The organism is Klebsiella sp. 141153 (assembly GCF_032601995.1).
GTDB classification, from domain to species: Bacteria; Pseudomonadota; Gammaproteobacteria; order Enterobacterales; family Enterobacteriaceae; genus Klebsiella; species Klebsiella aerogenes.
Genome location: NZ_JAQIRJ010000003.1, coordinates 323493 through 338751 on the forward strand (window position 1 = coordinate 323493; position 15259 = coordinate 338751).

The 15259-nt window shown below is 55.9% G+C and carries 14 protein-coding genes and 1 pseudogene; 6 read left to right on the plus strand and 9 right to left on the minus strand.

The window, feature by feature from the left end; all coding sequences use genetic code 11:
- Nucleotides 1-130 precede the first annotated feature (130 nt).
- From PGS10_RS07390 to PGS10_RS07400, 3 genes are all read right to left on the minus strand, one after another.
- Nucleotides 131-1312, minus strand: a complete 1182-nt coding sequence (locus PGS10_RS07390; protein ID WP_015703496.1) for a PLP-dependent aminotransferase family protein — start codon at nt 1310-1312, stop codon at nt 131-133.
- Nucleotides 1313-1408: 96 nt separating this feature from the next.
- Nucleotides 1409-3274: a bifunctional glutathionylspermidine amidase/synthase gene (gene gss / locus PGS10_RS07395; protein WP_032712528.1), complete on the minus strand. Its 1866-nt coding sequence runs from the start codon at nt 3272-3274 to the stop codon at nt 1409-1411.
- Nucleotides 3275-3350: 76 nt separating this feature from the next.
- On the minus strand, nt 3351-3473 hold the full coding sequence (locus tag PGS10_RS07400) for a hypothetical protein (RefSeq protein ID WP_306463112.1): 123 nt from the start codon (nt 3471-3473) through the stop codon (nt 3351-3353).
- 20 nt (nt 3474-3493) lie between these two features.
- Here PGS10_RS07400 and PGS10_RS07405 point away from each other — a divergent pair, with 20 nt between their 5' ends.
- Together PGS10_RS07405 and yghU are read left to right on the plus strand one after the other, a co-directional pair.
- Nucleotides 3494-4054, plus strand: a complete 561-nt coding sequence (locus PGS10_RS07405; protein WP_015703498.1) for a DsbA family protein — start codon at nt 3494-3496, stop codon at nt 4052-4054.
- Between the two features lie 49 nt (nt 4055-4103).
- Entirely contained in the window at nt 4104-4970 is an 867-nt protein-coding gene (gene yghU / locus PGS10_RS07410; protein ID WP_015703499.1) for a glutathione-dependent disulfide-bond oxidoreductase, read from the plus strand.
- 43 nt (nt 4971-5013) lie between these two features.
- Here the strand turns inward: yghU and PGS10_RS07415 are convergent, their stop codons facing one another.
- From PGS10_RS07415 to exbB, 3 genes are all read right to left on the minus strand, one after another.
- A complete protein-coding gene (locus PGS10_RS07415) occupies nt 5014-5508 on the minus strand; it encodes a TIGR00645 family protein (protein ID WP_032712529.1) in 495 nt (164 codons plus the stop codon).
- A gap of 131 nt (nt 5509-5639) precedes the next feature.
- Nucleotides 5640-6065: a TonB system transport protein ExbD gene (gene exbD, locus PGS10_RS07420; protein ID WP_015369671.1), complete on the minus strand. Its 426-nt coding sequence runs from the start codon at nt 6063-6065 to the stop codon at nt 5640-5642.
- A gap of 6 nt (nt 6066-6071) precedes the next feature.
- A complete protein-coding gene (exbB, locus tag PGS10_RS07425) occupies nt 6072-6803 on the minus strand; it encodes a tol-pal system-associated acyl-CoA thioesterase (protein WP_015369670.1) in 732 nt (243 codons plus the stop codon).
- Between the two features lie 251 nt (nt 6804-7054).
- Here exbB and metC point away from each other — a divergent pair, with 251 nt between their 5' ends.
- Both metC and yghB read left to right on the plus strand, forming a co-directional pair.
- Nucleotides 7055-8242, plus strand: coding sequence for a cystathionine beta-lyase (gene metC, locus PGS10_RS07430; RefSeq protein WP_047043019.1), 1188 nt, complete (start codon nt 7055-7057; stop codon nt 8240-8242).
- Nucleotides 8243-8371: 129 nt separating this feature from the next.
- Nucleotides 8372-9031 (plus strand): DedA family general envelope maintenance protein YghB, encoded by a 660-nt coding sequence (gene yghB / locus PGS10_RS07435; RefSeq protein WP_047043022.1) that lies wholly within the window; start codon nt 8372-8374, stop codon nt 9029-9031.
- 74 nt (nt 9032-9105) lie between these two features.
- Here the strand turns inward: yghB and PGS10_RS07440 are convergent, their stop codons facing one another.
- Nucleotides 9106-10005 carry an AraC family transcriptional regulator gene (locus tag PGS10_RS07440; protein WP_045392143.1) on the minus strand — a complete coding sequence of 300 codons (900 nt, stop codon included), beginning with the start codon at nt 10003-10005 and terminating at the stop codon, nt 9106-9108.
- Nucleotides 10006-10203: 198 nt separating this feature from the next.
- On the opposite strand from PGS10_RS07440, the gene yqhD reads away from it, so the two are divergent.
- Together yqhD and dkgA are read left to right on the plus strand one after the other, a co-directional pair.
- Nucleotides 10204-11367, plus strand: coding sequence for an alcohol dehydrogenase (gene yqhD, locus PGS10_RS07445; RefSeq protein WP_047043028.1), 1164 nt, complete (start codon nt 10204-10206; stop codon nt 11365-11367).
- 144 nt (nt 11368-11511) lie between these two features.
- Nucleotides 11512-12339: a 2,5-didehydrogluconate reductase DkgA gene (gene dkgA / locus PGS10_RS07450; RefSeq protein WP_015369664.1), complete on the plus strand. Its 828-nt coding sequence runs from the start codon at nt 11512-11514 to the stop codon at nt 12337-12339.
- Between the two features lie 34 nt (nt 12340-12373).
- Here dkgA and PGS10_RS07455 read toward each other — a convergent pair whose 3' ends face one another.
- Together PGS10_RS07455 and PGS10_RS07460 are read right to left on the minus strand one after the other, a co-directional pair.
- Nucleotides 12374-12901, minus strand: coding sequence for a GNAT family N-acetyltransferase (locus PGS10_RS07455; RefSeq protein WP_047043031.1), 528 nt, complete (start codon nt 12899-12901; stop codon nt 12374-12376).
- Nucleotides 12901-15238: pseudogene (locus tag PGS10_RS07460) on the minus strand (YgiQ family radical SAM protein). Before PGS10_RS07460 ends, PGS10_RS07455 begins: the two are co-directional and overlap by 1 nt.
- Nucleotides 15239-15259 lie beyond the last annotated feature (21 nt).

Genomic DNA, 15259 nt, shown 5'->3' on the forward strand with positions numbered 1-15259 from the left:
TGGCACTATTGCTGTCGCTTTTCTCTCTTCCCTGATGCTCATCTGGCTTGACGATCGCATCGCCGAGCAGGAGTAAACCCTCCCCCGATTTAAAGCTCTCCGCACCGGTCATCGGTGCGGAGACAAAAGATTACAGCGATTTCGCCAGACGTTCGACGGCGGTCAGCAGACCGGCTTCAGAAACCGTCGAGTAGGAAAGACGCAGCGTGCGGGTATCCGGATTATCGTTGTAGAACGCTTCACCAGGTACGTAAACCACGCCGTTTTCCAGCGTCTTCTCCAGCCACGCCATGGTATCGAACGGATAGCGGAAACGGGCCCACAGGAACATTCCCCCTTCCGGGCGGCTAAACTCAAGATGCTCGCCAAGACGACTTTCCAGCGCATCAGCCAGCGCCACGCACTTCTTGCGGTAGTCTTCGCGGATCAGAGCGATCTGATCGTTCAGGCGATTCATTTCCAGATACTCAGCAGTGATAACCTGAGAGAGCATATTAGTATGCAGATCCGCCGCCTGCTTCACGATCACCGCCTGATGCGCCAGCCACTCCGGCATCACGATCCAGCCGATACGCATTCCCGGCGCAAGGATCTTGGAGAACGTGGAGGTGTACACCACCCGTTCTTCACAGCCTTGTTCGATCGCATGTTGATACAGCGGACGACGCACTTTATCGGTGAAGCTGATTTCGCCGTAGGGATCGTCTTCGATGATCACAAAATCATGTTGCTTCGCTAGCGCCACCAGCCGCTGGCGGCGATCGTCGCTGAGGGTTTTACCGCCGGGGTTGCCAAATGTCGGCACCAGATAGACCGCTTTAACCTTAGTGGTTTCCAGCAGATCGGCCAGTTGTTCAACCAGCATGCCGTTATCGTCGGTATCAACGCTCAGGATATTCGCCTGCGCCAGCTGGAATACCTGCAGCGCGGCAAGGTAGGTCGGACGTTCAACGACGACCGCATCGCCCGGATCGAGCAGCGTGCGGGCGACGATATCCAGCGATTGCTGCGAACCGGAGGTGATATACACCTGGCTTGCCGAGCAGGCCACGCCGCGTGACTGGCAGATTTCGCTCACCGCCTGGCGCAGCGGCGGATATCCTTCGGTAAGGCCGTACTGGAACGCATCATTAAAACGTTCACTCATCACCTTTTGCACCGCGAGGTTGAGACCTTCGGTATCAAACAGTTCCGGAGCCGGAATACCGCCGCCAAGCGAAATGACGCCAGGCAGTTTACTGTGTTTGAGAAGTTCGCGGACGGCGGAGGGCTTAAGTTCACCCGCGCGGGCGGCGAGGCGCCGATCGTGCATATGCTTTTCCTTTTCTATCTTGTTGTTGTGTTAGTTGTTCGTTGTAGCTTTGCAGGTGCCGGGCAGCGATACTAGCCGCTGCCCGGTTTGCGGCCGTTACTCGTCGTCTTTCAGCACGACTAATGGCTCAATATCGCTCTCTTTTTTCACCACCAGCGAATCATCGCCGCGCAGGCAGGTACCGCCATAGTTACCGCCCACCGTGAAGGTGCACACCTGAATGTACTTGCCGTCAACCTTCGGCAGACACCACAGCTGCTGGTAAATATTTTTGCGATCGACAAATTGCCCGCTGGTCTGATCCAATACCTCATCGTGCGGGCTTATCAGATCGATGTTATTACCGCAGCGCCCGGAGATCGGTTTGACCGCATAGCCGGTTTTCGCCAGCTCGTCATTGACCACAAAATCGGTATCCAGCAGATAGCGATGATGCGGGAACAGCGACCACAGCACCGGCAGAATCGCCTTGTTGCCGGGGATAACCGTCCACAGCGGTTCGAATACCAATACTTCAGGGCGCAGCAGGACGTCAATCAGGCGCACCTCATTTTGCGGATGACCGGTACGAATCGGCACTGCCGCATACTCATCGGCGCTGACTTCGCGCACCTGCTCGATGGCGGTTTCCCACGCCCAGGTCTTCCACACGCAGTTAACCAAGCGGCCATCGCCGTCGATAAGCTGCCCGGCAGCATCCCAGCGCAGTTCATCAAGGCCAAAGAGAATTTTGCTCTCAAAGCCCGCCTCGGTTAGCGAACGCTGAATAAACTGGGCATGGTAGTTCTCTTCGAGATCCTTATCCTGCATGATATGCACGAACGGCCGCGCGCGGCTGTGCTTCCACGCCCCCGCCAGCTCCTCAAGCAGATTTTCCGCCGGATTATGGCCGGTACCGCGATAGCCCTGTTTCAGCCACTGTTCGAGAATCAATCCGCCTTCCGTATGGCAAGAGGCAGAGTCGGCGTTGTATTCGTACACCTTCAGCCCGCGCTCATCCATGCAGAAATCCATGCGCCCGGTAATCATATGATGACGGCGGCGCTGCCACGAGAGGCGCAGACGAGGCCAGAGAATTTTCGGAATATCGAACAGCGCCAGCAGGTTGTCATCCTTCATCACCTTATCAGTGGCGTGCAGATACATCAGATGCAGTTCATTGGTCGCTTTAATCAGCTCCTGTTCGGCGCTCTCGCTGATGGTGAAGTACTGGTAGGGATCCTGATTGATGAAATGACCGTTGGCTTCAACATAGGCCTTTTGCAGCGCGTCTTTCTCATTGAGCCAGTTACCGCGGAACTGGCCTTTATTCGGCAGCCGCGCGCCGCTGATTTTCATCTCCTCGCCCGGCAGCACCGGCTGCGGCAGGCTGTGCTCGGTATCGGCGGTCTGGATCATCCAGCCTAAAATTTCGGTATCGGCAAAGGTATCTTTGATGGTGTAGACGCCGTCTTTCACTTCCAGCGTTAGCTCGCGGGTCCACTGCTGGCCCTGCGGCAGCGGCGCGTGGATGACGTTCTGCTCGGCGATACGGACCTTATTCCCTACCAGTTGCGTAATCACCGCCACGTGTCCGGTATGTTTAAACTCGCCGCCCTTCTGCCAGATCAGCAGCGAGCCGGCGATCGGCGGACGGCGCGAGCCGTTGGCGAAGGCCTGCAGGGGAAGAATGTTGTCATTGACCACTTCGCGCAGAAAGCGCAGCGAGAAGATTTCGTAAGCCATACCGACATCGGTAAAGACAAAGCCGTAGGTGAGGAATAAAAAGCGCCGCGCGAACTCCACGCACTGCCATTTATGCCCCATATACTCATTGCCGATATAGCTGCGGAAAGCGGCGTCATCCGGATAATCTTGTGGATTTAAGCTACTGTAATTCGAAGAATAAATTGCCACGCCGCCCGGCGCGTAGCCTAAAAGCGTGCCGAAAGGGGCGTCAATACTGGTCGATCCTTTACTCATTTAGCCTGACCTCAAATTAATGCAGCCCGGGCAGTTGGCGGAACAAAACTCCCTCTTCTTATCCTGCCGCAGGCACTTACCAGACAGAGGTGAAATGATGATACCACTCATTCGATTCGCTAAACGTGCCCTTATAGAAAATAACCCGGCGTCCATTGGCAAAAGTGATATTGTTAGCCAACACATAACAAAAAAACATCACTACATCAGGAGTCGACAATGAGCGCACCTTCGCATCTCAATGCCCAGCCGCTGGTCTGGGGACATGGCCCACGGACTTTTGAAGTATTCCTCGAACCAACCTGTCCGTTTTCCGTTCGCGCCTTCAACAAACTCGATGAATTGCTGGATGAAGTCGGCGCCGAGAACGTCACGATTAAGATTCGCCTGCAGTCCCAGCCGTGGCATCTGTTTTCCGGGGTAATCGTGCGCTGCGTGCTGGCCGCCTCCACCCTGCCGCACGGCAGAGAGCAGGCGCACAAAGTCCTGCAGGCGGTCGCCGATCATCGTGAAGAGTTTGAATTCACCGACCACTGCAGCGGGCCGAATATGAATACCACTCCGCAGCAAATTATCGAGCGCCTTGAGCGCTATAGCCACGTGTCGCTGGCGGCGGCATTTGCCCGCCCTGAGCTGCAAAACGAAATCAAATGGCACAGTAAATACGCCCGCCAGAACGGCATCCATGTGTCGCCGACGTTTATGGTCAACGGCCTGGTGCAGCCCGATCTCGGCAGCGGCGATGACGTCAGCGTGTGGGCCGCGCGGATTATGGCCTGAGATTAGCTGCTAGACTTTTTTGTACACCTTACTAAAGAGGCAGGTCAGTATGTCCGACAATCAATACCAACCACCGAAAGTATGGGAATGGAAACAGAATAACGGCGGCGCGTTCGCCAATATCAACCGTCCGGTTTCCGGCGCGACGCATGAAAAAGTGCTGCCCGTTGGCAATCACCCGCTGCAGCTCTATTCGCTGGGCACGCCGAACGGGCAGAAAGTGACTATCATGCTGGAAGAGCTGCTGGCGCTGGGCGTGGCTGGCGCTGAGTATGACGCCTGGCTGATTCGTATCGGCGAAGGCGATCAGTTCTCCAGCGGCTTTGTCGAAGTGAACCCAAACTCGAAGATCCCGGCGCTGAGCGACCACTCCACGACTCCGCCGACCCGGGTATTTGAATCCGGCAGCATCCTGCTCTATCTGGCGGAAAAATTTGGTTTCTTCCTGCCGAAAGACCCGGCCGGGCGCACCGAAACGCTGAACTGGCTGTTCTGGCTACAGGGCGCAGCGCCGTTCCTCGGCGGCGGCTTTGGCCACTTCTATAACTATGCGCCGGTGAAAATCGAGTACGCCATCGACCGCTTTACCATGGAAGCGAAACGTCAGCTCGACGTGCTGGATAAGCAGCTGGCGCGCGGCCGCTTTGTGGCGGGGGAAGAGTACACCATCGCCGATATGGCGATCTGGCCGTGGTACGGCAACGTGGTGCTGGGCAACGTCTATAACGCCGCGGAATTCCTCGATGCCGGCAGTTACGTTAACGTGCTGCGCTGGGCGCAGGATGTGGGCAATCGCCCGGCGGTGAAGCGCGGACGGATGGTTAACCGCACCAATGGCCCGCTCGACGAGCAGTTGCACGAGCGCCACGACGCCCGCGATTTCGACACGCAGACCGAAGACAAGCGCCAGGCGTGATGCCCTTACCCGGCGGCGCGGAGCTGCCGGGTAAGTTGTCACATCAGTGTTTTACCTTGGTCAGGCGATCGAGATAGCCCATCACAAAGGCTGACAGCACAAATGTGAGATGGATAATGACGTACCACATCAGCTTGTTATCCGGCACGTTCTTCGCATCCATAAACACCCGCAGCAGATGAATGGAAGAGATAGCCACAATCGACGCCGCCACCTTGTTTTTCAGCGATGTCGCATCCATTTTGCCAAGCCAGTTGAGCTTCTCTTTACCTTCGTTAATATCCAGCGTCGAGACGAAGTTTTCATAACCAGAAAACATCACCATCACCAGCAGCCCGCCCACCAGCGTCATATCGACCAGCGAAAGCAGCGTCAGAATGAGATCCGACTCGCCGACGCTGAAGATATGCGGCAGGATGTGGAATATCTCCTGAAAAAATTTTATCGATAGCGCGATAAGCCCCAGCGAGAGGCCGAAATAAACCGGCGCCAGCAGCCAGCGCGAAGCATAAATAGCGTTTTCCAGAAAGCGTTCCATAAGGTCCTGTCAGTTTGTAAAAATGGCGGCCATTATATCGCAGCTGGTCCATATCAAAACGGTGTGCAGGCGGCGGGGAAATAAAAAAGGCCAACGCAGTGTTGGCCTTTCGGGAGATATCCTGGGGGAAATTACTTCGCTTTGACGGTCTCTTCGCCCACCAGACCAATTTTCAGGTAACCGGCCTGATGCAGCGTATCCATCACTTTCATCATCGTCTCGTAGTCGACGGTTTTGTCGGCGCGGAAGAACACGGTGGTGTCTTTCTTACCCTGAGTCAGCGCGTCCAGCGAGGCAATCACGCTCTCTTCGGTCACCGGATCGTTGCCGAGGAACATCGATTTGTCGGCTTTCACCGACAGGTAAATCGGTTTTTCCGGACGCGGCTGCGGCTGACTGGATGAGGCAGGCAGATTGACTTTGACGTCCACGGTGGCCAGCGGCGCCGCCACCATGAAGATAATCAACAGCACCAACATGACGTCGATAAACGGCGTCACGTTAATGTCGTGCATTTCGCCGTTATCATCGAGGTTTTCATTAAAATGCATCGCCATAGCGGATCAACCTACCCGTAATTTCTGCGCCGGACGCAGCGGCTGAGAACCACTGGCGTTCAGGTCAAGGTCACGGCTTTGCAGCAGCATAATCTGCGCGGCCACATCGCCGAGGGAGGCTTTGTAGCTGGCAATCATGCGGGCGAAAACGTTGTAGATAACCACCGCCGGAATCGCGGCAAACAGACCAATCGCCGTTGCCAGCAGCGCTTCAGCGATACCCGGCGCGACAACCGCGAGGTTAGTGGTCTGCGTTTGCGCGATACCGATAAAGCTGTTCATGATGCCCCAGACGGTACCGAACAGGCCGACGAACGGAGAGATGGCGCCGATAGTCGCCAGATAACCGTTGCCGCGGCCCATATAGCGGCCAACCTGCGCCACGCGGCGCTCAAGGCGGAAACCGGTACGTTCTTTAATGCCTTCGTTGTCATCCACGCCTGCCGACAGTTCCAGCTCATTATTGGCTTCGTTAATCAGCTGAGTGGTCAGGCTTTTGGCATGGAATCCATTCGCGATAGTGTTAGCCTGATCGAGAGAACGCGCTTCGCTGAGCTGCTGCTGCTCACGCTTGAGGCGACGCTTGCTGGACAACATTTCGGCGCCCTTGCCGAAGAAGATAGCCCAGGTGACTACCGAAGCCAGAATCAAGCCAATCATCACAACCTTAACGACAATATCGGCGTGATGATACATACCCCAAACGGAGAGATCCGCCTGCATCAAATTATTACCCACACTGTTTCTCCAGGACGTCAATCACAAAAACTGAGCATAATAATATCAAAACGACATCGAATTGATAGTGGTTCTCATTAGTATTTACACTGTGCAGCAAATCACGTTTATTTTCTTTGCGCTTACGCAGTAAAAAAGCGGCTGACGCCGGTTTCGGGAAAATTTTTGCCTGTATCGTTTCCGGCCCGGTACACAAACCGGTATTCATGGTAGTTTAGACGTCCAGACGTATAAAAACAGGTTTCTATAACATGGCTGATAAACATCTTGATACCGCGCTGGTCAACGCCGGGCGCCGCAAAAAATATACTCAGGGTTCGGTGAATAGCGTTATCCAACGCGCCTCATCGCTGGTGTTTGATACCGTCGAGGCTAAAAAACACGCCACCCGTAACCGCGCCAAAGGCGAGCTGTTTTATGGCCGCCGCGGCACGCTGACCCACTTTTCGCTGCAGGAAGCCATGTGCGAACTGGAAGGCGGCGCTGGCTGCGCCCTCTTCCCCTGCGGCGCGGCCGCGGTCGCCAACACGATTCTGGCCTTCGTCGAACAGGGCGACCACGTGTTAATGACCAACACCGCCTATGAACCCAGCCAGGACTTCTGCACGAAGATCCTTGCGAAGCTCGGGGTGACGACCGGCTGGTTCGATCCGCTCATCGGCGCGGATATCGCCAACCTGATTCAACCCAATACTAAAGTCGTGTTTCTTGAATCCCCCGGTTCGATCACCATGGAAGTGCATGATGTGCCGGCCATCGTCGCCGCCGTGCGCCGCGTCGCGCCGGAAGCCATTATCATGATCGATAACACCTGGGCGGCAGGGGTACTGTTTAAAGCGCTCGATTTTGGTATCGATATCTCTATTCAGGCGGCAACGAAATATTTAATTGGCCACTCCGACGGGATGATCGGCACCGCGGTGGCCAACGCCCGCTGCTGGGAGCAATTATGTGAAAATGCCTATCTGATGGGCCAGATGGTCGATGCCGACACCGCCTACATGACCAGCCGCGGCTTGCGTACGCTTGGCGTCCGCCTGCGTCAGCATCATGAAAGCAGTCTACGCGTCGCCGAATGGCTGGCGCAGCACCCTCAGGTGGCGCGAGTCAATCATCCGGCGCTGCCGGGCAGCAAGGGCCACGAGTTCTGGAAGCGCGACTTCAGTGGCAGCAGCGGTCTGTTCTCTTTCGTCCTTAATAAACGTCTGACCGACGCCGAACTGTCAGCCTATCTGGACAACTTCAGCCTGTTCAGCATGGCCTACTCGTGGGGCGGGTTCGAATCACTGATCCTCGCCAACCAGCCGGAACATATCGCGGCCATCCGCCCCGGGGCGGAAGTGGATTTCAGCGGCACTCTTATTCGACTGCACATAGGTTTAGAAAATGTTGACGATCTGCTGGCGGATTTAGCGGCAGGTTTCGCGCGTATCGTGTAAAGTGACAGGAAGTGGCAACAAAAGCGGACGCTTTCAGAAAAGCGGCCGCTTTTGTTGCGCCCGGGATCAAGGTGCTCGGGCCGCTTCAGGAGTACACTAGTCGAAAAACGGTACCACTTAGGAAAGTCCATGGTTGTCATTCAAGAGATTGTCGCCGCGCTGTGGCAACATGATTTTGCCGCATTGGCAAACCCTCACGTTGTGGGTTTTGTATATCTGGTCATGTTCGCGACCCTGTTTCTGGAAAACGGGCTGCTGCCGGCTTCATTTTTACCGGGCGATAGCCTGTTGCTGCTCGCCGGCGCGTTAATCGCTAAAGGCGTCATGGATTTTGTCCCCACTCTCGCCATTCTGACCGCCGCCGCCAGCCTCGGCTGCTGGCTGAGCTATTTACAGGGGCGCTGGCTGGGTAATACCACTGTGGTTAAAGGCTGGCTGTCGCATCTGCCGCACAAATATCACCAGCGCGCTACTAACATGTTTGATAAACACGGCCTGCTGGCGCTGCTGGCCGGACGTTTTCTGGCGTTTGTCCGCACCCTGCTGCCAACCATGGCGGGTATTTCCGGCCTGCCGAATCGTCGTTTCCAGTTCTTTAACTGGCTCAGCGGTCTGCTGTGGGTTGGCGTCGTCACCGGTCTCGGCTATGCGCTGAGCATGATCCCATTCGTGAAAAACCACGAAGACCAGGTCATGACCTGCCTGATGATTTTACCGATCGCCCTGCTGGTAACCGGCCTCGTTGGTACGGTTATCGTCGTTATCAAGAAGAAATACTGCAGCGCCTGATTCACTCGCGCCGGATGGTCTCAAAATCCCCGGTAGCGCTGGCGCTTACCGGGGCTACAGGCGCCGCATCCTTATCATATCCCCTGCATCGTGCGAATACGCGCGGCATCTTCACCCGGTGTAATACCAAAATAGCGTTTAAACTCACGGCTAAACTGCGAGGCGCTTTCATAGCCGACGCGCATCGCCGCCGCGCTGGCTTTCATGCCGTCATGAATCATCAGCATTCTGGCCTTATGCAGGCGATAGGTCTTCAAATACTGCAGCGGCGAGGTGCTGGTAACCGATTTAAAGTTATGGTGAAACGCCGAGACGCTCATATTCGCTTCCGCCGCCAGCTGGTCGACGCTGAGGTTTTCGGTGTACTGGCTTTCAATGCGCTTCAGGACGCGGCTAATCAGGCTAAAGTGCGTCTGCCGGCTCACCAGCGCCAGCAGCGCCCCGCCGCAGGGGCCAATCAGGACGTGATAAAGGATCTCGCGGATAATCTGTTTGCCGAGAATGCGCGCGTCCAGCGGTCGCTCCATCACGTCTAACAGGCGTTCCGCCGCACAGAGGATCTCTTCTGATAGCACCGCCGAGTTGATCCCGCTGGAAGCGACCGACGGCTGAAAAAGCTCATCTTCGCCGATATCCATCAGCAGCTCCTGCAACTGCAAAATATCGACATTCAACCGCATTCCCGCCAGCGGCACTTCCGGAGTCGCGAAGGTTTCGCATTCGAACGGTAGCGGGACGGTTAACAGTAAGTATTCGTTGGTGTCATAACGGAAGGTTCGTTCATTGATATAGCCAATTTTATGGCCGGAAAAGAGAAAAACGATCCCCGGCTGGTACATCACCGGCGTACGGGTGCCCGGCTGTGTCCCGTACAGCAGACGGATATCCGGCAGCAGATCACTTAGCATTTCTTGCTTATCTTTCAGTTTGTTAACCTTGTCTGTTAATAGCTGGCATATCTCGGCACGGTTCATTTTCGCTGCTTCTCCGACGATTTTTCTACGTCCTTATTGTGCGTAGTTTCCTTCCTTTTCTCCAGCCAAATGGAGAAATGGGCAAGACAATGGCAGGAATGTGCATTGAGAGGAAACGGGCGCAGGAACACAATAGCCGCCATCGGGCAGAGAGTCGTCCTTTCTGCCGGGAGTTTCATCTTTATGAGGGCACCAGCCATGAATAACTTCAATTTACATACCCCAACCCGCATTCTGTTCGGCAAAGGCGCCATCGCCGACCTGCGCGAACAAATCCCAGCCGGCGCTCGCGTGCTGGTGACTTACGGCGGCGGTAGCGTGAAGAAAACCGGCGTACTGGATCAGGTACTGAGCGCGCTGGCTGGCTTTGACGTGCTGGAATTCGGCGGGATTGAGCCAAACCCGTCTTACGAAACGCTGATGAACGCGGTAAAACTCGCCCGCGAAGAGAAAGTGACCTTCCTGCTGGCGGTTGGCGGCGGTTCGGTGCTTGATGGCACCAAGTTTATCGCCGCGGCCGCGCACTATGACGCGAATATCGATCCGTGGGAAATTCTGGAAACCTACGGCAGCAAGATTACTCGCGCCATTCCGATGGGCTCGGTATTGACCCTGCCGGCGACCGGTTCCGAATCAAACAAAGGCGCGGTTATCTCGCGTAAAACCACCGGCGATAAACGCGCGTTTATGTCCGAACACGTTCAGCCGGTCTTCGCAATCCTCGATCCGGTTTACACCTACACCCTGCCGCCGCGCCAGGTCGCTAACGGCGTCGTTGACGCTTTCGTCCATACCGTTGAGCAGTACGTGACCTATCCGGTAAACGGCAAAATTCAGGACCGTTTCGCCGAAGGCATTCTGCTGACGCTGGTGGAAGATGGCCCGAAAGCGCTGCAGGAGCCGGAGAACTACGACGTGCGCGCCAACATTATGTGGGCGGCGACGCAGGCATTGAACGGTCTCATCGGCGCAGGCGTCCCTCAGGACTGGGCGACCCACATGCTCGGCCATGAACTGACGGCGATGCACGGCCTGGATCACGCTCAGACGCTGGCTATCGTGCTGCCGGCGCTGTGGAATGAGAAACGCGATACCAAGCGCGCTAAGCTGCTGCAGTACGCCGAGCGCGTGTGGAATATTACCGAAGGTTCCGAAGAACAACGTATCGATGCCGCTATCGCCGCAACCCGTCGTTTCTTCGAGCAGATGGGCGTGCCGACTCGCCTTTCCGATTACGGTCTTGACGGTAGCTCCATCCCGGCGCTGCTGGCGAAACTGGAAGAACACGGCATGACTAAGCTTGGCGAAAATCAGGATATCACTCTGGACGTCAGCCGCCGTATTTACGAGGCTGCCCGCTAAGTTATTCCCGCCTGATTCACCTCTCCTTACGTTAAACAAACGTCCGGGAGAGGTGTTTTTACTACCGTTTTTAGCTATTTCGTCCAGACTTAATGCTACCCCTCGGCGGATTTTTCACGCTGAGTTCATTAACAGGAGGAAGGCATGACACATCCAACCGTTATTAAACTACACGACGGCAACCTGATGCCGCAGCTGGGTCTCGGCGTGTGGAAAGCAGGCAACGAGGAAGTCGTCTCCGCCATTCATAAGGCGCTGGAAGTCGGTTATCGTTCTTTTGACACCGCCGCCGCGTACCAAAATGAGGCTGGCGTCGGCAACGCGTTAAGCAGCGCGGGCGTCAATCGCGATGAGCTCTTCATCACCACCAAACTGTGGAATGACGATCAAAAACGGCCGCATGAAGCGCTAAAAGAGAGCCTCAGCAAGCTGAAACTGGACTATGTGGATCTCTATTTAATCCACTGGCCGGTGCCAGCGATAGGCCATTACGTCGAAGCCTGGCAAGCGCTGATCGAACTGCAGCAGCAGGGGCTGGCAAAAAGCATCGGGGTGTGTAATTTCCAGGTGCCGCATCTGCAAAAGCTGATCGATGAAACCGGCGTCGCTCCGGTGATCAACCAGATTGAGCTGCACCCGTTAATGCAGCAGCGCCAGCTGCACGCCTGGAACGCCACGCACAAAATCCAGACCGAATCCTGGAGCCCATTAGCGCAGGGCGGCAAGGGAGTTTTCGATCAAAAGATTATTCACCATCTGGCGGATAAATATGGCAAAACGCCGGCGCAAATCGTCATTCGCTGGCATCTCGACAGCGGACTGGTGGTGATCCCGAAATCCGTCACGCCATCGCGTATTGCGGAAAACTTTGACGTCTGGGACTTCCGCCTTGATAAAGACGAGCTCAGTGAAATCGCTAAGCTGGACCAGGGGAAACGTCTCGGCCCCGACCCGGATCAGTTCGGCGGGTAATCCCCTTCACTTTTGCCTTTAGCGCCGCGCGGCGCTAAAGGCTTTCGCAAATTAAATGGATATCCTCAGGCTCCAGCGCAAATAGCTCCGGGTCGGGCTCATCAATTAAACGACAGCCCTGGGAAAGATAAAAATCAACGGTACTTTTGTTAGGGATGGACGAAATATACAGGCCGGATGCGTCAAGGGCAGGAAGCTGTTGCAGCGCATAATCAAACAGACGCCGTCCCCATCCCTGGCCGCGCTGCGCCGCGCCCACATAAAAGAATAGCAGTTGGCGTAGATCGCCATTTTTACCCCGTGGCAAGGTATCAATCGCCGCCGCGGCAATGATTTTATCCTGCTCGAAAAAGGCGAAAAAAATACCGCCGCGATCGTAGCAGGCCTCGTGAATAGGCGTATAAATCTGGCGATCGTGAGGATCCCAACCTCGCACATCATAATATTGCGGGTACGCCTGAAGCCGGCCATTATCGAGCTTATAAAGGGTGTCGATAATTTCACTGCGATCTATCTCCCACAACATTTCCAGCTGCTGTCGCGACAGGATTACCGGCGTCATTATCGTTCTCTCTCCTTATATGACAGGTTTTCCCCCGGCGATCGCAACCGCCGGGGAAGCGTCTTAGCGGGACGCTGTCTTCGGCTTAATACGCTTTTTCGCCCCCGGAGCGGCCGGCGTCTGGCGCTGATGCGCAACCGGCGTATGCTTCGTCAGCGCCGGGCGGGTATGACGGTTCTGGCGACGCGCTTCACGCATCTCGTCCAGCGTCGGCGCCGGTACCAGGCAGTCACGGCGTGAACCAATCAGATGCTTTTTACCCATCGCCTCCAGCGCCTGACGGATCAGCGGCCAGTTTGCCGGATCGTGATAGCGCAGCAGCGCTTTATGCAGACGGCGCTGTTTATCGCCCTTCGGCACCACCACGTCCTCGCTCTTATAGCCGATTTTACCCAGCGGGTTCTTGCCGGTGTAATACATGGTGGTTGAGTTCGCCAACGGCGACGGATAGAAGTTCTGTACCTGGTCGAGACGGAAGCGATGACGCTTCAGCCACAGCGCCAGGTTCACCATATCTTCATCGCGCGTCCCGGGGTGGGCGGAAATAAAGTACGGGATAAGGTACTGTTCTTTACCCGCCTGCTTCGAATAGGTATCAAACAGCTCTTTAAAGCGGTCGTAGCTGCCCATGCCCGGCTTCATCATCTTCGACAGCGGCCCCTCTTCGGTATGCTCCGGAGCGATCTTCAGGTAGCCGCCGACGTGGTGGGTCGCCAGTTCTTTGATATAGCGCGGATCCTCTACGGCGATGTCGTAACGCACACCCGATGCGATAAGGATTTTCTTGATGCCTTTCAGGTCGCGGGCGCGACGGTACAGATTGATCGTCGGCTCATGGTTGGTGTCCATGTGCGGGCAGATATCCGGATAGACGCACGACAGACGACGGCAGGTCTGCTCGGCGCGCGGCGATTTACAGCGCAGCATATACATATTGGCGGTTGGGCCGCCAAGATCGGAAATAATGCCGGTAAAGCCGGGAACCGTGTCGCGAATCGCTTCGATTTCATTAATGATCGAATCCTCAGAGCGGCTCTGGATGATGCGCCCTTCGTGTTCGGTGATCGAGCAGAAAGAACAGCCGCCGAAACAACCGCGCATGATGTTAATGGAGAAGCGAATCATCTCGTAGGCCGGGATACGCGCATCGCCATAAGAAGGATGCGGCACACGCTTGTACGGCAGCGCAAAGACGCTGTCCATCTCTTCAGTCGACAGCGGGATCGCCGGCGGGTTAACCCAGATATAACGCTCGCCGTGCTTTTGCATCAGCGCGCGGGCGCAGCCTGGGTTGGTTTCATGGTGCAGAATGCGCGACGCGTGAGCGTACAGCACTTTGTCGCCTTTGACCTTCTCAAAGGAAGGCAGCAACACGTAGGTTTTTTCCCACGGTTTTGGCCGCGGCGGCTGCACGACAACGGCTTTGGCCTCGGCTTTTTTCGGCGCCACCGGTTTGTTGTCTGCGCACGGCAGGTCTTCACCGTACGGATGCGGAATCGGGTCGATTTTGCCCGGCGTATCCAGGCGCGTGGAGTCAACGCCGCTCCAGCCCGGCAGCGCCTCTTTTACCATGATCGCGGTATTACGCACATCGCGAATATCGCCGATGTCCTCGCCCATCGCCAGACGATGCGCCACTTCAACCAGCGGGCGCTCGCCGTTGCCGAACATCAGCATATCGGCTTTCGAATCCACCAGCACCGAGCGGCGCACGGTATCGGACCAATAATCGTAGTGCGCGGTACGGCGCAGGCTGGCCTCAATACCGCCGAGGATCACCGGCACGTCTTTCCATGCCTCTTTACAGCGCTGGGTATAAACCAGCGTCGCGCGGTCCGGGCGCTTACCCGCGACGTTGCCGGCGGTATAGGCGTCGTCATGGCGCAACTTACGGTCGGCGGTATAGCGGTTGATCATTGAGTCCATATTGCCCGCGGTCACGCCGAAGAACAGATTCGGCTTACCCAGGCGCATGAAGTCTTCTTTGCTGTTCCAGTCCGGCTGGGAGATGATCCCTACGCGGAAGCCCTGCGCTTCCAGCATACGGCCGCAGATAGCCATGCCGAAGCTTGGATGGTCGACGTAGGCGTCGCCGGTCACCAGAATAATGTCGCAGCTATCCCAGCCAAGTTGATCCATCTCTTCACGCGACATTGGTAAAAATGGCGCAGGGCCAAAACAGGCAGCCCAGTATTGCGGCCAGGAAAATAGGTCACGATCCGGCTGGATCAGGGATATTGCGCTCATATTGCTTCCGGGGAAAATGATAAAAAAATAACCAAAAGGGCGTGGATTATAAGCCGGAATGATAGTGGAAATGAAGGAGGATTTTCTCAAACCCTGACCGTGTTGCGGCCA